We start from the raw sequence: 17,923 nt of genomic DNA, 5'->3' as shown, positions 1-17,923 counted from the left end.
GAGCAATCAATGAGCAAGTGGAATCTGGTTATCAAGGTCGGCCAATGCGAGAACTGCCAGAACTGCGTCATCGCCGCGCGGGATGAGCACGTTGGCAACGATTTCCCGGGTTACTCCGCGCCCGCCGAGGCCGGCGCGGAGAGCCCCATTCGCATCCTGCGTCGCGTGCAGGGCGATTCCCACATGGTCGAGACGACGTACCTACCGGTGATGTGCAATCACTGCGACGAAGCGCCCTGCATGCGTGTCGGCGGTGACGCCGTCCGCAAGCGCGCCGATGGCATCGTCATCATTGATCCGGACAAGGCACGAGGCCGCAAGGACATCGTGACGTCGTGCCCGTACAAGGCGATCGTGTGGAACGAGGAACTGCAACTGCCGCAGACCTGGATCTTCGATGCGCATCTGCTGGACCAAGGCTGGCAGCATCCGCGATGCGAACAGGCTTGCCCGACCGGTGTCTTTGAGACGGTGAAGCTCGATGACGCAGCAATGGCGGAAAAGGCCCGACGTGAAGGTCTAAGGGTTCTGCGGCCCAATCTGGGCACGAAGCCGCGCGTGTGGTACGGCGGTCTCGAACGCTGGGATACCTGCTTCATCGGCGGAAGCGTGAGTGCCCAGGTAAGAGGCGTCGTCGAGTGTGTCGATGATGCCGCAGTTGTCCTGTATTCGGGCGATCAGAAGGTTGCCGAAACGGTTTCGGATGCGTTTGGCGATTTCCGGTTCGGCAGGCTCGAGAAGGGTAGCGGCGACTACCGGATTGAGATTTGTCACACGCTCGGCAACGCATCGCGCGGATGCGAACTGGGCGAAAGCGTCTTCCTGGGCGAAATCAGCCTTGTGCAGTCGGCCAGCGCAGTGGAAGCCGCCTGACGTCGCAATCCGGTGTCTTTGCCTGAGAAGGCAGACGGCTTGCGCCGTCACTAGCTTCGCACAGTTGCAGGGCGGGCGGGGCGGACGTTATGGTTGCAACCGGTCACGGCGGCCGCAGCCGCGCGCTATGCCGCGTCGGTTTATCCGCTGCTTCCGCCCTTATTTTATTTGTTGACCAAATAATCAGTTATGAGTTTAATGTCGCAAGTCCGTTGTGTAGCCTGATCGGGTGTCGACGGACCTGTTGCGAAATCCGCTATCTGACCGGGCTCGCCTTTGCTTCGGCGGACGCAGACAGCGGCGTTACCGGTAAGCCACGCCATGAAGCCTGAACGCCTGACGCACGCGCGCAGAAAAGAGCAGACGCGCGAGCGCCTGTTTGACGCCGCACGTACCATTTTCCTTGAAAAGGGTTGGACCTCTACGAGCGTGGAAGACATCGTTGAGGCCGCGGGTTATACGCGCGGCGCCTTTTACTCGAATTTCCGGAACAAACAGGAACTGTTGACAGAACTGTTGCGGCGCCATGCCGAAGAGGCACGGGCAACTCTGCAGGACATCGTCGACGCGGGTGGCACGCCCGAGCAAATGAAGGCGCGTGCGATCGCTTACTACAGCCGCGACTGCCTGCAAAGCGATTGCTTCCCACTCTGGGTCGAGGCCCAACTCCTCGCGCGCCGCGACATCGCGTTCGGGGAGCGTGTCCGTGAGTTCCGGCTCGAGAGGCTCCTGCAGGTCAGCGCCCATGTAAGGACGCTCGTGGCTGGCGACAGCGGGCTGTCTATGTCGGCGGACGCGCTCGCGCTCGGCTTGTTGAGCCTGTGTGAGGGCATGCTTTTCTACAGGTCATGCAATCCGCAGACAGTGACCGACCAGACGATTCAATCTGTGCTCGCCGAATGTTTTTCGTCTTTACTGCGGCGACAGGGGCAAGAGAAACGTCATGGTGAGCATGGAGCGGGCGCGGGAGCGCCGTGCATTTAAACCATTGAACGAGGCAGCAATGAAGCACGATAGCAACACGTCCGGGAATTCCGGCAGCGGGTGCCGCATCCACGACAGCAGCGGTTTCGACTGCGCGTCTAAGTCTGTCCGCGCTGCAACCAGCGCCGCATCTTCAGCGAACTGGGCATGGACTCAATCCAGTGACTCATACGACTGGATGGACTGGCACAGTCCGTTCGCTGCCGTGACCAGATCTGACTGACGGGGAGCCTGCTGTCTTTTTGGCGAGCGAAGATTGACAGCTTCGCCAGTCTGATCCGTGGCGTGCCTCCAGGCGCTTGCCCCGCCGCTTTGCCGACATCTCATTGCGCACGCGCATCGACCCGCGTGCGAGCTACTCGCCTGCCGCTCGCAGCGTGTTGTTCATGAATGAGCAGGCCTTTGTCGAATGCCACTATCTTTGCTGCTTCACCAATTCAGCCAGTGTCCGGATTGCTGTAATGGGATGGCTACCCCCACCTTATCGCGGGTTGGCTGCCAGGTACTTTCCACGGGAGGCTATTGTCATTGAAAACGTCACGATGATCGGCATTGATCTTGAGCAAACTTCATGTGCATGGGCAAGACCGGTCCGGCAGGTGTTTCGCAAGAAATTCTCACGCAAGCAACGGCTCGAATTCCTTGCCACGCTCCACCCTTTTGCCGTTCCGATGGAGTCTTGCGCCGGTGCGCATTGATGGCACGCAAAAAATCTGCAAGTTTGGACACCGTCAAGCTGATCTCTCTTGCCGCGGTAGCGCGCGCACCACCAATCAGCCCCGTTCGTAGGTCATGCTGTTGTTAAACGCCTTCCCGCGGAACGGGCCGAGCGTCGACTACCGCCGCGTTGTCGTGATACTCGAACGTTGCATGTGCACTTCAAATACCTTGCGGACCAAATACGCGATATCGGGAGAAAGAAACGGCACCTCGCCAATGATCCGATCGGTCAGTGTCCGCTGACGATTTCCGGAGTCGGGCCTGTCAATGTCAATGCAAGTCCGTTCGTCTCGCAACTCGGTGATGGCAAGCAATATAGGTGCAGCCGCAACCTTTTCATGTCGATCGGACTGGTGCCAAGGCAATACGGCACAGGCGGAAGGTCCAGTGCGCACCATGCCACGCGTGGATAAGCAAAAAATGGTCGAATTGCGACTAGATTAGAGCTTGGTGGTTTATGCGCTCGCCCGCAAGCCTGCGTGCGGGCTGCGTGGGCGACGGTGAGTCATCACCCGGTATTCGCGTGACAAGCATCTGGCACAGCCGCGTGATGAGCGTTCGGTCGCATCTTCAGGATTCAGTCCAGCAGGTTTTGCGACTGCTGGGTAACTAATGACGTGAACGGCCAACCGGCCTGCCGAACGCTCTCGCAGGTTAGCGAACTTCCAGAAGCTGCTGCCGTTATAAGGACCGTCAGGCGCGATTCTCATTGTGGGGGGGAATTCCTCACAACGACTCCGGATAGTCTTGTGCAAGCCATCCACGCATCAATATCAGTGTTGCAAAAACGGGCGTGACCATGGTCAAACCTGTTCGAATACCCGTCGCTTGCTGGGATTACCCGGCGCCCGACGCCGACGGCCACTGAAGGCAGCGCGGGCAATCGCATTTGTAACTTTTGCGAGTCAATCTATAGTGACACAATAATCATATACGATTCTCACCTCATGTATGACGGATTGGTATACAATTCGGGTGTTTGGGAGGGAATGCGATGGGCGGGTCCAGCCGTCAGCATACGCGAGCTGACCGCGGCGCCCGTCATAGTTGGTAAAGCTAAATGTCTGGGGAATGTTGGGTGAAATACAATGTCTCGGCTCAGGTATTCCCGGTCGGGCCGCGCCAGACGGCTCCGCAGAGTGACGCGCGAATTATCGCTGTTACAGGTGGCTCGGAACAATTGGGGCGCACGACCGTCGTCGTCAATCTCGCGATAGCGTTGACCAGGCTGGGTTTGAAGGTTCTCGTGGTAGACGAATGTCCCGGCAGCCGATCAGCAAGCGCCACCCTCGCGGCGATCCGGCAGGGTAGCGCGTTCACTCCTGTGATACAGGGGAACTTCCCGCATGTTCTGGCGGCCGAGAGCCGTCGGCCACGGTTCAATACGACTGGTGCACACGTCTCGAATCCCCACGACATCGACGGCCTGGAACCTGTTGCGACGGCCGGGCGCGGCCCGGACATCGTGCTGATCGATGCTGCCCTTGACGGAAGCGGGGGGTTATCGCCGCTCGCCTTGCAGGCGCAAGACGTGCTCGTTGTCATGCAGTTGTCGGTCGAGGCGATCGCAGAGGCCTACGTTTGCATGAAACGCCTGCGCGTTGCACAGGAGGTCGGGCATTTTCGCGTCATCGTGAATCTGCTCGACGGCGAAGGTGAGGTTGAGCCGGTGCTGGAAAGCTTGCGAAGCATCGCTCGCGATTATCTGGCCGCCTCGGTCTTCAAGGCCGGCTCCATTGCAGTCGATCCCTGCATCACGCGGGCCGTTGAGTTGTCACGCTCCGTCGCCGACGCATTTCCCGCTTCTGGCGCGGCGAAGGATTTCGCTCGCCTGGCTTTCGATATCCAGTCTTGGCCGAGGCCGCCAGTAGCTTCGCGACCGCATTCCGCGAAAGGCCATTTCCAGTCATCCAATGTGATGCGAGACCTCGGTGGACCGTCGCTAGGCGTCATTGATGCGCGCACGGGTCCGCGTCCATAGTGCACGGCAACAATGGGTGAACCTTGTAGAGGAAAACAAGTAATGGGTTGTGTTGTCGATGTATGGGGCGTGACTGTGGCAAGTCTGGGCGAACGATTCGCTGCACCCGGGTCTGCCGTGGACGGACTTCCCGTTCGACGGAGGGCGGAAACGCCCGGAAGGCCGGTCGTGCGGATACTCGATCGGCCGACGGCTCAAACGCTGACTGTTTCACGGTGTGACGCGGGCTCGGGATATTAAGGGTATCAGACATGGCGGGCTGTCATCGCGCGCGAGGCGGGCATCTGCGTGTTGAAGGGCTGGAAGATCAAAGCCGGAGATGCGATCTACAAGCCGCGGATCGACGGACGCAACCCCGGCCAATGCAGATGCGATGATTAGCGCGAAAAGCATCGGCCAATAGTCGTACACGAGTGCGCGCATGGCTCGCGTGTGCACACCATCAGCGATTTCTGCCCCGAGCTGCGGGCTTACAGCAGAAGACCGTCTACTCAAGCGTATCTATTCACGCAGTGACAGCAGCGTATCATTTCTTTGCGCCATGGAATATATCGAAAGCTTGCGCCTGTTCCGGACTATTGTTGAAGTCAAAAATTTCAGGCGCGCCGGGGAAATGATGGATCTATCGCCCTCAGTCGTTTCGCGGGCGATCGCATCGCTGGAGGAGCGCCTGGGCGCACGACTCTTCCATCGTTCGACTCGACAGTTTTCGCTGACGGAAGCTGCGGAGCGTTTTTACGACGGTTGCTGCCGCATCCTCGACGATCTCGACTGCCTCGAAGCCAATGCGGCGAGTCATGGTCGACTGCCGACGGGTATGCTTCGACTGGTCGCACATACGACCGCCACGCTGTCCTGGCTCGCACCACTGATTTTGGCCTTCAAACGTAAGCATCCGAAGATTACCCTGGATGTCACCCTAACGGAGCGGCCCGTTGACCTGACGGCTGACGGTTACGATCTCGGTATCATCCTGCCGTTCATGTTGGCGACGGATCTGGCTGTGACGCGGCTTCTGCAACGGTTGCCGCTCGTCATCGTTACAACGGAAGCTTACCTGAACGGGCGTCCCCGGCCTCGGCATCCGGCTGACCTGGCGGACCATGTGTTCGTCACTGTTCCTCCGTCGATGCACAAGCCGTTTGTCACCTTTCGAATGGGGCAGGAACACGCCACTTTCCCGATCAACTATGAGATTACGTCGAATAACCCCATTTTTAATCGGGACGTTCTGCTCGAAGGGTTCGGTGTTGGCGTGCTGCCAATAACACTTGTCGAGCACGACATAAAGGCCGGACGGCTCGTTCGTCTGCTGGAAGAATTTGAGATCGCAGATTCTGCTGCGGAGGTTCGCCTGGCGTACATCGGACGCGCACTGCTGCCCGCGAAGGTGAGGGCATTCATTGATCACGCCGCGGAGTTTTTTGAAGGTGCCCCGGACGGTTCGGACGCAGCTTAGCTGGCCCCGCATTTGTTCGACATCCTGACATCACTGAGCGGGAGGACATGCTCTGTCACTTGAACGACGCTTTCGATCTCTGACGAATATCTCTCGCGAGCGTTCGAGCGTCAGAATGCGTTTGCGGTGAGGCGGAGCAGTTCCGTTTTGCTTCGCTCCCGGCAATGCACTGTCTATGTCCCGCCGGCCGGCGGAGTTCTTAAGAAGTGCTGCTACATACGCACGAGGTTGAGCCCGTGTTTGCCTCCCGATCATCGTGACCATTTAGGTCCAAGACCGGTAGCGCCTGGCGACAACTACGTGTCGGTCGGAGCCGTGGTTCTATTTCCGATAGTTTACAAGTGTGTCATCATTGATGAAGATATCACATGCGTTGATCTAGGTCACAACATGTCAATGCCGCAAGAGTATGCTGCGCGAGTTGCATGAATCGGTGCGCGCACGCACGGTCGAACCCGCAGCGGACAGCGGGACGGCCGCGGGCGCGGCCTCAATCAATGTCGCAATGGGAGGACCGTGTCATGGACGCAGCCACGCAATTGACGCGCGGTCAGGAAATTGTCGGGAATATCGCGCGCGTGTTGGAAAGGCGCACGCAATTCGCACTGGAGCAATACGGAAAACGATTACGCGCAGCCGTCGATGGTGACGCCAGCCGCGAGCAGAATGAGACCCCATTCGCGGCGCAACTCAACTCTTGGAGCGCTTGGCATTACGCCGTCGATGTCGCACAGCGGTCGCTCCTGTTCTGGGACACGATGCGCGAGCGTGGCACGCAATACGTCGAACGCACTTCTCAGGAACTCAAGCCCGCGCTCCATTTCGACTATAACGTCGTGCTCGACGGCAGGCATTTCGCGCGCCCTGTTAATTATGCGCTGCTGTACATTAAGCCCCCCGAAGGTGTGATTGTCGACGCGAAAAAACGGCCGTATCTGATCATTGATCCGCGCGCCGGCCATGGTCCGGGCATTGGCGGCTTCAGGGATGATTCGCAGGTCGGCGTCGCGCTGCGCGCGGGCCATCCCGTGTACTTCGTCGTGTTCTTCCAGAACCCCGAACCCGGCCAGACACTGCTCGACGTATGCGCCGCCGAACAGGAGTTCGTCAAGAAAGTGCGTGCGCTGCATCCCGACAGCCCGAAGCCGGCCATCATCGGCAACTGCCAGGGCGGCTGGGCCGCGATGATGCTGGCGAGTTCGTCGGCGGAGGATACTGGCCCCGTCGTCATCAACGGCGCGCCGATGTCGTATTGGAGTGGTGCATGGAGTGAGGGCGCAGGCGACAATCCGATGCGCTATGCGGGCGGGATACTGGGCGGCACGTGGCTCGCGTCGTTTTCGTCCGATCTCGGCAACGGCAAGTTTGACGGCGCGTACCTCGTGCAGAACTTCGAATACCTGAACCCGGCCAACACCTTGTGGGACAAGTATTACCACGTGTACGACAACATCGACACGGAGCCGCCACGCTTTCTGGAGTTCGAGCGCTGGTGGGGTGGCTACTATCTGATGAACCGCGAAGAGATCGAGTGGATTACGCGCAATCTGTTCATCGGTAACAAGTTGTGGTCGGGCGAAGTGCGCGGCACTTCGGGCAAGGCGTTCGACCTGCGGGATATCCGCTCGCCGATCATCCTGTTCGCCTCGATGGGCGACAATATCACGCCACCGCAGCAGGCATTCAACTGGGTGGCCGACCTCTATGGCAGCACGGAGGAAATCAAGGCTCGCGGCCAGGTCATTGTCGGACTGATGGACGAGAATGCCGGGCATCTTGGCGTTTTCGTGTCGGGCAAGGTGGCGAAGAAGCAGCATGCGCAGATTGTCAACGTGCTCGAGGCAATCGAGACGCTGGCGCCGGGCCTCTACGCGATGTTGATCGACGAGGTGAACGGCGCCGACGGGAAGGTCGCATACGAAGTGACGTTCGTTGAACATCGTCTCGAGGAGATCGCGCAGCGTTTCAACCGGTTCAAGCGTGAGGACGAAAAGCCCTTCGAGGCCGTAGCCGAGCTTTCCGAATTCAATCAGCGTGCTTATGAATTGTTCGTGCAGCCCTACGTGCAGTGGACCTCGAACGAGACCAGTGCGCACTTGTTGCGCGAATTCCATCCACTACGCTTCCAGCGCTGGGCTTTTTCGGACCTCAATCCCTGGCTTGCCTGGCTGCGCCCGGCGGCCAACGCAGTTAAAGCCAACCGGCAGCATGCCGACGATATCGAGCTGTGGCGCAAGCTTGAACATCGTGGCTCGGAGATCATCAGCGCCACGCTCGACCACTACAGGGCGATGCGCGATGCCGGCGCAGAGTCGCTGTTCTTCAGCCTCTATACCAATCCCTTCCTGCTCCATTTCGCGGACCGATACCGCAATCGCGAGGCGGCCGCGTCCGCGGCTACCAACCCGCGCGAACTGCCTTTCGTGAGGGATGCCCTGGCGTCGATCGGGCAGGGCGGCTACGACGAAGCGGTCGCCCGCGCGGCTTTCCTGCTTGCGCGCAGCGGGGAGCCGTTGCCGCTCGCCCGGCTTGCGACGCAGCGCGAACTGGTTGAAGCCTACGCGGAGTATCTGCCCAGCTTGCCGCCCGATCAGTGGCGGCGCGTTCGCGGCGAACAGGAGCTCATCGCAACTTACGAGCCGCAGCAGGCGATCGCGACGCTTCCGGTGCTGCTCGCCAAACCGGAAGACCGCAAGCGGTTGCTGACGTTGCTGGACCGACTGCTGGCCGACGAGCGCGTGCAAAGCGTGCCGCCGACCGCGCAGCAATGGGAGGCGTTGCAACGCATTCGCGCGGTGCTCGGCGCTTCTCCCGCGCCGCGGCCTAAGCATACTTCGTCCTGAGCGCGCCCATTTTTCCGTAAAGGAACCATCCATGGAACTCAGACACGCGAAGTATCACCGGCTCATTACCCACTGCCAGACGCTGGCCCCGATGCCTACGGCCGTCGCCCATCCATGCGACAGGAGCTCGCTGGAAGGCGCAGTGGACGCGGCGCAGAAAGGCCTGATCATGCCGATCCTCGTCGGGCCGCGCGCTCGCATCGAATCGGTTGCCGCGGAGTGCATGCTTTCGATCGGCGCTTATCAGATCGTCGACGCACCGTTCAGTGAGGCTTCGGCCGCCGCGGCCGCGCAACTGGTGCGCGAGGGCAAGGCCGAGGCGCTGATGAAAGGCAGCCTCCACACCGATGAACTGATGGCCGAGGTGGTCCGGCGCGGTGCCGGGCTGCGCACGGGCCGGCGCGTCAGCCACTGCTTCGTCATGGACGTGCCCGCACACGCGGACCCGCTGATCGTAACCGACGCCGCCGTGAACATCGCGCCGACGCTGGAGGAAAAGGTAGACATCCTGCAGAACGCAATCGACCTCGCGCACGCGCTTCAGTTTCCAGAGGTACGCGTGGCGATCCTTTCGGCAATGGAAACCGTCAACCCGAAAGTGCCTTCGACGATCGAAGCAGCCGCGCTGTGCAAGATGGTGGATCGGCGGCAGATCACGGGTGCACTCGTCGATGGACCGCTGGCGCTCGATAACGCCATCGACCCCGCGGCGGCGCGCATCAAGCAGATCGACTCGTCCGTGGCCGGACGTGCGAATGTCCTTATGGTGCCGGACCTCGAAGCGGGCAACATGCTCGCCAAGAGCTTGTCGTTCCTCGCGGGCGCGGATGCCGCCGGCATCGTGCTCGGCGCGCGCGTGCCGATTATCCTGACGAGCCGCGCGGACTCGCTTATTACGCGGCTTGCCTCGTGCGCGGTTGCGGTGCTCGTCGCGGTTGCGCGGCGCGAAGCCGCAAAGATCGTCGGGTGACGCCGTGGCCGATGTTGATTCTGGTTCTGAACGCAGGCTCGTCGAGCATCAAGTTCTCCGCATTCGAAGAGCAGGACGACGCACTCGGACTGGTCGCGCATGGCCGGGTTGAAGGCCTGTACACGGGCGCGGCGCGGTTCGAATCCGTCGACCGTCACGGCGAGCGAGCGACATGCGCGCGCTGCTCGCGAGCGACGATCCTCAAGCCAGTTTCGCAATCGAGCTTTACATTTACCGCATCTCGCGCGAGCTTGGCTCGCTTGCCCCGACCATGGACGGGATCGACGCCCTTGTGTCCACAGTGGGAATCGGCGAGCACGCGGCGGCGATCCGCGAGTGCATGCGCTGCGCGGCCTGGCTTGGTGCGGAACTCGACACCGACGCGAACGGCTGCGGCGGACCCCTCATCTCCGCAGCGTCGAGCCGGGTACCGGTATGGGTCATACCGACCAACGAAGAGCTAGTGATTGCGCGCCATACGCGCGCGGACCTTAAGAGGCCAGTTCAAAAAAACCGTGATGGTCTGTTAACTTTCGCGGCGCGATGTTAACCTCAGTCGTCCAGAGAACGGAGACCGAGGGGATGCAAGCGCCGATCATTGACGACGAATTGTGGGCACTGATCGAACCGCTACTGCCGAAACCCAGACGCCGAAGCAACGAGCGCCGCGGACGACCCCGTGTGTCAGAGCGGGCGGCGCTCAATGGTGTCCTGTTTGTGTTACGCACCGGGATACGGTGGAACCACTTGCCGACCCAACTGGGGTTTGGTTCAGGCGCGACCTGCTGGCGTCGCCTCGACGCATGGCAGAAGGCAGGCGTCTGGAACAGGCTGCATACATTGCTGCTCGACAGGTTGCGCGAAGCCGGAAAACTGGACCTCTCATATGCTGCCGTCGATTCATCGTCGGTACGAGCCGTTGGGGCGGCCGAAAAACTGGGCCGAACCCCACGGATCGCGCGCGCCCAGGTTCGAAGCACCACGTCCTTGTAGACGCCAACGGGGTACCGGTCAGCGTGATTCTGACCGGCGCAAACCGTAACGATGTCACCCAGTTGCTGCCGTTGGTCGATGCCATCCCGCCGATCCGCGGCACGCGTGGCCGACCACTGCGCAAGCCCAAAGTCATCTACGGCGATCGCGGCTACGACTCCGACGCACATCGCAAGCGCTTGCGAGATCGTGACATCAGGCCAGTAATCGCGCGACGTCGAACTGAACATGGCAGTGGTTTGGGAAAATTCCGCTGGGTGGTAGAACGAACTCACTCGTGGCTCCACAATTTCCGCCGGCTTCGCATTCGCTTCGATCGCCGCAGCGACATTCACGAGGCATTCCTCAAATTCGCTTGCTCGCTCGTGTGCTGGAATATATTCAAACGAGCGGAGTCGGCTTTTTGAACTGGCCTCTAACTGAAGGAGGACCATCGTGTTGCCTGAACGCGCCGAGCAATCATGTCCTGTACCTGCAGGCAGGAAAGCGCTGATCACCGGTATCGCCAACGAACTCTATCGCATACGCTTGTGCCGGGCGTTTCGCGAGCTCGGCGTGGATCTGGCCATCACCAACGCCACGGAAAAATCAAAGTCGCATGTGGAGCCTTTGGCTATCGAGCTTGGAGCACAGCTGTTGCTGCCGCCGCTCGACTTCGGTGACGGTGCGCAGCTTCAATTGGTATTCGACCAGATCGGGCAGCGCTGGGGACGTCTCGACATCCTGCCGCACTCGATCGCGTGGGCACCGCGACGACCTGCAGGCCGGGCTGCTGCACTGCTCCAGCGAGGGCTTTGCGCGCGCGACGGACACATTTCGTGTCATTCGTTCGCGCGCATGGCGGCCCTTGTCGCGCCGCTCATGGGCCGAGCTGGCACCCTCCTCACGATGTGCTACTACGGTGTCGACAAGGTCGTGCCGAACTATACCGTGATCGGGCCAGTGAAGGCCGCACTCGAAGCCCGCACGGCTACCTTGTCTCTGAGCTCGAACCGAAGCGCATTGGAGTGCATGCGATTTAGCCGGGGCCGCCCACGACGCGGGCGGCCTCCAGCCTCAAAGACTTCGACCTGCTCCTCAACGAGGCTACCGAGCGTGCGCCGCTCGGCGAGCTGGTCGACATCAAGGACGTCGACTACATCTGCGCGTTTCTGGCCAGCCGCCACGCGCGGCGGGTTTCGGGCGAAACGCTCTATGTCGAAGGGGGCGTCAACATCATGGCCTGATCTGGCTTCGGAAGGAAACACCATGGCTGAGCTTTTACTGGGTAATGTCGAAGAATGCGTCACGGACGAGGAACTCAGTGAGTTCCTGCAGAGATACGGATTCCCTCCGTTCGATTGGATCGAGCGCGTGCCCGCAGGAGGCGGAAGTCCCATCGCGCTGCTCAGGTTCAACGACCTCTCGCCAGAGGCACTCAACCTGCTTCGCGCGAGGATTCACAACATGTTCTGGAAGGACCACACGATCAGTGCGCAGATGCTGCCGGAAAGGGAAGATTGAGCCGCAAGGAGGCGCCCTTAAGCATTCTGGACTGGCTGTTTCATCGCGAGGACACATCGGACACGCATCCGGATGCTTTGGCCTCCGATCGTTTCCACCCCAACTGGTTGGCGTACCAGAGCTGGGCAACACAACTCGCGAATTGGGGAATTCGAATCGCATCAGTCGTCTATTGGCTACTGACTGGAAAAATCGCCACAGACGCACGACAGACTTATCGAGGTTACCTATGCACAACGAATACTTTCACATCAGCAATGAATCCGGCATCGCACATCTCCAGCTGAATCGGCCCGACCGGCTCAATACGATGGGCCTGGCCTTTTTCAGCGGGTTGCGCGACTCCGTCCTGGCGCTCGATGACGCGGGCGACACCGGTGCCCTCATCACCAGTGCCACTGGAAAGCATTTTTCTGCCGGCATGCGCTCGACGTATTCGCCGACATAACGAATGTGTTTGACAGTAGCAGTCCGCGGGCCCGGTTTGGCTTCCAACGCGCGTTGCGAAATCTGATGGATTGCCTCGATACACTCGATCGGGTCCGGTTTCCCGTCATCTGCGCAGTTCAGGGCGGCTGCATCGGCGGAGGCCTCGATCTCGCGGTTGCCTGCGACATTCGCATTTGCACGACCGATGCCTTCTTCGCACTGCAGGAAACCGAACTCGGCATGACGGCTGATCTGGGTGTGCTCCAGCGCTTGCCGAAGGTCATTCCGGCCGGTGTGGCCCGCCAGATGGCCTACACTAGTGAGCGGCTGAGCGCCGAGCGTGCATTGGCAGTCGGCCTGGTGAATGCCGTGTTGCCCGATGCCAAGGCGCTGCTCGGACATGCGATGGAGTTAGCCCGAATCATCGCGTCGAAGTCCCCGCTGCCCGTTTCCGGGTGCAAGATTGCGATCAACTTCGCGCGCGATCACAGTACGTCGGAATCTCTGCAACACATGGCGTTGCTGCAGAGCGCCATCTTCGACACCCAGGATCTTGATGAGGCAATTTCCGCTTGGCATGGAAAGCGACAGGGACGCTTCGCCGCGCTATCGCCGCTGACCCCGCCCGACGGCGAATCCGCACGACCGGGAACCGCCGCAGGCCAGTCGCGCGTGCGCTGATGCGCGGAACCGGCATCGACAGCTATATCAGGTACTCAACACGACCGTATCAAGATCAAGTTGCAAGGATTCAGCCCGGTACAGTACCGAGCTCGATTTGCCAGCCGTCTAGTTGTTCACTGTTCGACTCGTTGGGTTCAGTTCACGTCACTGACGACTCAAGACATAAAGGGCACTAACTCATGGACGTTAAATGGTTTCACAAAGATGGGCACGCCGGTGCGGCGGGCCCGCTCCAACTCGTCAGCATATCCCGTCATCAGGGCCACGGGTTGTCCCGGCCGATTGACTTTCATCCACTCGGCTAGGTCGACTCCATTCGACTCGCCTGGCATTTGAATATCCGACAGCACAAGTTTAAACTCCTTGCCCGCCTGTAAAACGAGCAATGCATCGTCCGCATTCCCCAAATGCGTGACTTGATGCCCCATCAGTTCAAGCACGGCAATCAGACCTGCGGCGACGTCCGGATTATCTTCGACTAGCAAGACGGGGTGTTGTCCGGACATCGCCGGATCGGATACAACGCCAACGGGATCGGCCGCAGGCAGCTCCCGCGAGGGACATCGCGGCAAATATAAACACAATGTTGAACCTGCACCGGGCGAACTGATGATTTTCGCCACACCACCACTCAGTTCGCAGAATGCCTGTACCTGTGTCAGGCCAAGTCCGGCCGCTGTAGTCTTGTGTTTTGTCGTGAAAAGTGGCTCAAAGGCGTGCTCAGCGACCGATGGCGTCATACCCGTGCCGTTATCCGAAGCTGTAATAAGGACGTACTCACCTGCTAGCACCTCGATGGTACCCGATGCCACCTCAATGTTCTGAGCGCGAAGCATGAGCTTTCCACCGAGCGGCATCGCATCGCGCGCGTTCAGAGCGATGTTAAGCACTGCCATTTCGAGTTCGGCTGCGTCGCATCGGACTGACCAGACGTCCGCCGGAGCGTCGACGGTGACTTCTATCGAATCACCAACCGCGGCCCGCGCGACGGGCCCAAGATCCGGCATTGCGTCCGCAAGGTTGACCACGGTCAGCTTCGCTGGCTGTTTTCGGGTCGCGCCCATCAAGGTGCGCACGAGTGCTTCCACGTTACGGGTCGCGCGCTCAACCGCGCTCACCTCGTCTTCAAGATCGCGCAAGCCTTTGGCTCGGGCAATGGCCATGTTGGTCGTAACCGCCATGGCGTAGTTGTTGAACTCATGCGCGACGTTCGAAACGAGGTTGCCGAGAGCACTCATCTTTTGCAAATGGCGTCCCGATGCCTCGGCCTCCAGACGTCGAGCGATTTCGCCGCGCCAACTTGTCCAGGCGCGCTCCTCAGCCGATAGCTGCCGGAGCGAAAATGCCAACAGTGCCCATATCGCAGAAACGGGGATGGCAGCAAGCGTCGACAGGAACAGAAGATGCCGCAGCCAGCCAGCCAGAAGCTGGCTCGAAAGGAACCCTGACGCTACGAACAAGGGATAGTCGCCTACCCGCCGGTACACGACGACGTGCTGCTCGTGGTCTGCGAACCGGTCAGTGCGCAACTCTCCGTTAAGCTCTTTCCGGGCGAAGGCATCCGACAGGGCGCCGGATGTCAGATTGCCTCCCGCAACCTCTCGCTTCGGGTAGCTAGCCAGCAACGTACCGTCGCGGCGATAGAGTCCCACAAACGTTCCGTCGTCGTATTGCATTAGCTTTTGATAGAAGCCGATGAAGTAATCCCGCCTGAGTGCGATCGACACTGTTCCTAGAAAGGTTCCATCACTTGCCGTACGCGCCTTGACGATATTGAAGACGCTGGCACCGGAAACGCTCGCTGCCATGGGCTGTGAGAAATACTGCTCGGGGCTTAGGTGTCTTGCGGCGAGGAAGTCTTCGCGTTGGCTGACATTTATCGGAGGCACGGGGAAAAATCGGCTGCTAACGAGCAGACTTCCAGATTCACCGAAAATCGATATCGCGGCCACCTGCGGGAAGCCACCCGCGATTGCGCCCAGTCTTCGGTGAAGGGGCGCCTCGTCGTTATGGACTTCTGTGCCGGGGGTGTCGTCGAGCACTTCTTCAATGCGGGACACAAGCTCGGCATTAAGGTCCATGACCTTAAGTGCTTGCTCCTCGGCTACCCTGACCGAACGTTCGCTATCGGCGACGGCATCAGCAAACCGGCGCTGGAAGTCGTAATAGCCGTAGCCCGCAAGGCAGATGAGCGGCAGGAGGACAGAGGCAGCCAACAGGACGAATAACATCTTTCGCTCACCAGCGAAATCGCGCGAAGGAGGCGGAAGTTCGTCGGCGTCCGGATTGTCAGCGAGATGTGGGCTGAATGCCGCAGGACTATTATTCATCCTATTGCCCGTTTGCAGGGGCGAAACCTAGTCACAGAACGTCGACAATAAATTCATGTGGACACTAACCGGCTAACCGAGAGCAGTTTTCATACCCGCTCGTCTTCGCTTTCGCATGGTGAGTCAAACACACAGACACGACCACCGGGACGCTGCGTGTGCGACGTTTCCGCGCAGCAGGCCACGTCGAATCGGAAAGTGCGTTGCGCTGAGAGTCGCTAAGTTCCTTTGACTCGACAGTTCGGATACCTTCTGTTGATCTGCAGCGCCTCGACCTTGGCTGCGAGAACCTTTTCGAGCGATCAACCGCGAGCTGTGACAGTGGCATCGGACGTGCTGATGCAGGCTTCGGCGACATGGCGCCGCAATTGACGGCTATGAAATCCCGTTTGTGACGGGCGCCTGTCAGATGGATGGTTTGAGCAGTGACTTCCTCACCGGTGCCAGACTCGCCCACGAGCATCACCGACAGGGCGGTCGGCGCAACCCGGCTGATGTGCACACCTGCTACGTAGCCGGTGAACTGCCGACCATCTCCCCCGAGTCTGCACATGTGGCGAAGTTCACCGCACCGCGAAGCGCGCCGATCTCGGCTTTCCGGTCGACAGTGCGGGGGAGGCGGCCCAGGATCGCGTTCACGGGTTGAAGATTGATTGGTTTAAGGCTTTTAATGCTGCTTTTAATGCATCAACTGCGGATTCAACCGTCGCATGTCCTGTGATAACGACAAACACAGCGGCCGAACGCGGATCGAGATCGACGAAAAGGTCGAATCCAACCCCGTCCAGAAGCTGGAGATCGACGAGCACGACGTCGGGTTTCCTGCAAGTTGCCCGTGGGTAAACATCGTTAGTCCTCCTTTCTCGAAGATCGTTGCGAGCGCTTTGCGAAGATCGTAATCGTCGTCGACTATGAGCGCGCGTTCCATGGGAATGAGGCAGGTTTTATAGCGTGAACCGTGACGAAGAACGGACGGCCCCACGCATTTATCTTGCCGTAGGGCGCGTAGCGGGACTATCAGTGGATACAACGAGCGCCGTTCGATTGCCGTGCAGCGGGCCCTGCGGAGGCCCGTACTACGGCCGTCCCCAAACCCTCACGGCCTGACATAGCGCTCGCGCGGGGGAACTCCATCGCGTCCCGTTGCCGAGCTGCCACTCTCAAAAGGTGGCTGATGCCGGAATCCAGCGCCGCCGGAAACGATCGCGATTATCGCGCCGACGACCAGGGCCGCAACCGAATACCAACTCGCCCGGGCAACGCCCCGCGCCGCGGTGTCGGCCGACTCTCTGGCCTGTTGCTCTGGTTCGGGACTCGATGCCATCGACGCCGCCGATGCGACGGCCGCCTGGATCTGTCGCGTAACCGGGCTCGGGGCTACGGTGGCCACTTCTGGCCGATTTGCAGCGGTCGCGCCGACTTGGGCGCTGGTCGCGGCGATGCTGCCGGCGGTGCTAACGGCACCCGCGAGCATGGATGTCATGCCTAGGCGATAAAGAGAGTCATGACAGCCCACGACAGGAGGCCGTGAAGCCATCCCAGCACGGGAGCACACCGACCGGCGAAGTACGAGCCAACGAAAACTGCGAGTACCGTTGTAACAATCATCCAGACTCCCGAGCCAAGGCCAAAACCCTGCAATGGGTGCGGTTTGGAGAGAGGGGCGAGCAACGACGCACCGATAGCCGCGCCGAGTACGCTCATGACAAGGTACACGATCATCGACAGGATAACGCCAGCGATGACGGAGCCCCATGACAAGCGCGGCAGGCCGTCTCGCGTGACAAGGAGTTTCATGGTTGTCTCCCAAAGGAAGGTTGAGCAAAACTGCCATGCCCGGCGACAGGTCGTTCGAGGGGCGAAGTTGCTGGCGCAAATGCTATGCCGCACAGCCACATCGTATGCCATGCTATGTAGTAACGCGTCGGCAGCGACCGCTGCCTCATCTGTGCGGTGCCTGGCCACCAATATAAATGGACAGAGTCCCGGTGCTCCTCTCGCCTTCTCCGTGTCGTAGGCCTCTCGGTTGTAGTATTGGTGCAACGGGGAGTAGTGTGAAAAGCCTTGCCTGAGTCGCAAAATCCATCCTCCGAAGGTCAACCGATCTCACGCCATTTCGGAAAATTTGGGCGCCGCTTTGGGAGGGATCGTCGC

The 17,923-nt window shown here is 60.0% G+C and carries 14 protein-coding genes and 3 pseudogenes; 13 read left to right on the top strand and 4 right to left on the bottom strand.

Annotated features, from left to right (window positions below):
• The first annotated feature begins 9 nt into the window (after window positions 1-9).
• The 13 genes and pseudogenes from H1204_RS49905 to H1204_RS49840 all read left to right on the top strand — a co-directional run bounded on the left by H1204_RS49905 (window position 10) and on the right by H1204_RS49840 (window position 13,436).
• The gene (locus H1204_RS49905; RefSeq protein WP_180736514.1) at window positions 10-873 is read left to right on the top strand and encodes a 4Fe-4S dicluster domain-containing protein; all 864 of its coding nucleotides are present in this window, start codon (window positions 10-12) and stop codon (window positions 871-873) included.
• A gap of 321 nt (window positions 874-1,194) precedes the next feature.
• Window positions 1,195-1,857, top strand: a complete 663-nt coding sequence (locus tag H1204_RS49900; RefSeq protein WP_180736513.1) for a TetR/AcrR family transcriptional regulator — start codon at window positions 1,195-1,197, stop codon at window positions 1,855-1,857.
• Window positions 1,858-2,243: 386 nt separating this feature from the next.
• Window positions 2,244-2,555: a hypothetical protein gene (locus tag H1204_RS49895; protein WP_180736512.1), complete on the top strand. Its 312-nt coding sequence runs from the start codon at window positions 2,244-2,246 to the stop codon at window positions 2,553-2,555.
• 1,100 nt (window positions 2,556-3,655) lie between these two features.
• Window positions 3,656-4,558, top strand: a complete 903-nt coding sequence (locus H1204_RS49885; protein ID WP_180736510.1) for a MinD/ParA family protein — start codon at window positions 3,656-3,658, stop codon at window positions 4,556-4,558.
• 541 nt (window positions 4,559-5,099) lie between these two features.
• Complete coding sequence (locus H1204_RS49875) at window positions 5,100-6,017, top strand: LysR family transcriptional regulator (RefSeq protein ID WP_180736509.1); 918 nt, start codon at window positions 5,100-5,102, stop codon at window positions 6,015-6,017.
• A 521-nt stretch (window positions 6,018-6,538) separates the two neighbouring features.
• A complete protein-coding gene (locus tag H1204_RS49870) occupies window positions 6,539-8,860 on the top strand; it encodes a DUF3141 domain-containing protein (RefSeq protein ID WP_180736508.1) in 2,322 nt (773 codons plus the stop codon).
• Window positions 8,847-9,830, top strand: coding sequence for a phosphate acetyltransferase (locus tag H1204_RS49865; protein ID WP_274608327.1), 984 nt, complete (start codon window positions 8,847-8,849; stop codon window positions 9,828-9,830). Before H1204_RS49870 ends, H1204_RS49865 begins: the two co-directional genes overlap by 14 nt.
• 163 nt (window positions 9,831-9,993) lie before the next feature.
• Window positions 9,994-10,380 (top strand): annotated as a pseudogene (locus tag H1204_RS49860) (hypothetical protein); the annotation flags it as partial.
• A gap of 32 nt (window positions 10,381-10,412) precedes the next feature.
• A protein-coding gene (locus H1204_RS49855; protein ID WP_180736505.1) for an IS5 family transposase occupies window positions 10,413-11,230 on the top strand; the annotation gives its coding sequence in 2 pieces (ribosomal slippage) (window positions 10,413-10,755 and window positions 10,755-11,230; 819 coding nt in all).
• A 28-nt stretch (window positions 11,231-11,258) separates the two neighbouring features.
• Window positions 11,259-11,747 (top strand): annotated as a pseudogene (locus H1204_RS52895) (SDR family oxidoreductase); the annotation flags it as partial.
• 146 nt (window positions 11,748-11,893) lie between these two features.
• Window positions 11,894-12,049 carry an SDR family oxidoreductase gene (locus tag H1204_RS52890; protein ID WP_274608326.1) on the top strand — a complete coding sequence of 52 codons (156 nt, stop codon included), beginning with the start codon at window positions 11,894-11,896 and terminating at the stop codon, window positions 12,047-12,049.
• 506 nt (window positions 12,050-12,555) lie between these two features.
• Complete coding sequence (locus tag H1204_RS52515) at window positions 12,556-12,774, top strand: hypothetical protein (protein ID WP_243469156.1); 219 nt, start codon at window positions 12,556-12,558, stop codon at window positions 12,772-12,774.
• Window positions 12,775-12,779: 5 nt separating this feature from the next.
• Window positions 12,780-13,436, top strand: a complete 657-nt coding sequence (locus H1204_RS49840; protein WP_346015811.1) for an enoyl-CoA hydratase-related protein — start codon at window positions 12,780-12,782, stop codon at window positions 13,434-13,436.
• 158 nt (window positions 13,437-13,594) lie between these two features.
• On the opposite strand, the gene H1204_RS49835 is transcribed toward H1204_RS49840, so the two are convergent.
• From H1204_RS49835 to H1204_RS49825, 4 genes and pseudogenes are all read right to left on the bottom strand, one after another.
• Entirely contained in the window at window positions 13,595-15,769 is a 2,175-nt protein-coding gene (locus H1204_RS49835) for a hybrid sensor histidine kinase/response regulator (protein WP_180736503.1), read from the bottom strand.
• 64 nt (window positions 15,770-15,833) lie between these two features.
• Window positions 15,834-16,232: a sigma 54-interacting transcriptional regulator gene (locus H1204_RS53215; protein ID WP_346015830.1), complete on the bottom strand. Its 399-nt coding sequence runs from the start codon at window positions 16,230-16,232 to the stop codon at window positions 15,834-15,836.
• Between the two features lie 172 nt (window positions 16,233-16,404).
• Window positions 16,405-16,578, bottom strand: coding sequence for a hypothetical protein (locus tag H1204_RS53210; protein WP_346015810.1), 174 nt, complete (start codon window positions 16,576-16,578; stop codon window positions 16,405-16,407).
• 287 nt (window positions 16,579-16,865) lie between these two features.
• Window positions 16,866-17,566, bottom strand: a pseudogene (locus H1204_RS49825) (hypothetical protein).
• Window positions 17,567-17,923: the final 357 nt, after the last annotated feature.

Source organism: Paraburkholderia sp. PGU19, assembly GCF_013426915.1.
Lineage (GTDB): Bacteria > Pseudomonadota > Gammaproteobacteria > Burkholderiales > Burkholderiaceae > Paraburkholderia.
The sequence above is the reverse complement of the archived record's forward strand: the minus strand, read 5'-3'. Positions and strand labels throughout refer to the sequence as shown.

Excerpts from the sequence above, each read along its gene's own strand:
- H1204_RS53215 (WP_346015830.1), bottom strand. The coding sequence starts at position 16,232 with ATGCTCGTGGGCGAGTCTGGCACCGGTGAGGAAGTCACTGCTCAAACC.
- H1204_RS52515 (WP_243469156.1), top strand. The coding sequence starts at position 12,556 with ATGCACAACGAATACTTTCACATCAGCAATGAATCCGGCATCGCACAT.
- H1204_RS49835 (WP_180736503.1), bottom strand. The coding sequence starts at position 15,769 with ATGAATAATAGTCCTGCGGCATTCAGCCCACATCTCGCTGACAATCCG.
- H1204_RS49900 (WP_180736513.1), top strand. The coding sequence starts at position 1,195 with ATGAAGCCTGAACGCCTGACGCACGCGCGCAGAAAAGAGCAGACGCGC.
- H1204_RS49905 (WP_180736514.1), top strand. The coding sequence starts at position 10 with ATGAGCAAGTGGAATCTGGTTATCAAGGTCGGCCAATGCGAGAACTGC.
- H1204_RS49895 (WP_180736512.1), top strand. The coding sequence starts at position 2,244 with ATGAATGAGCAGGCCTTTGTCGAATGCCACTATCTTTGCTGCTTCACC.
- H1204_RS49870 (WP_180736508.1), top strand. The coding sequence starts at position 6,539 with ATGGACGCAGCCACGCAATTGACGCGCGGTCAGGAAATTGTCGGGAAT.
- H1204_RS49875 (WP_180736509.1), top strand. The coding sequence starts at position 5,100 with ATGGAATATATCGAAAGCTTGCGCCTGTTCCGGACTATTGTTGAAGTC.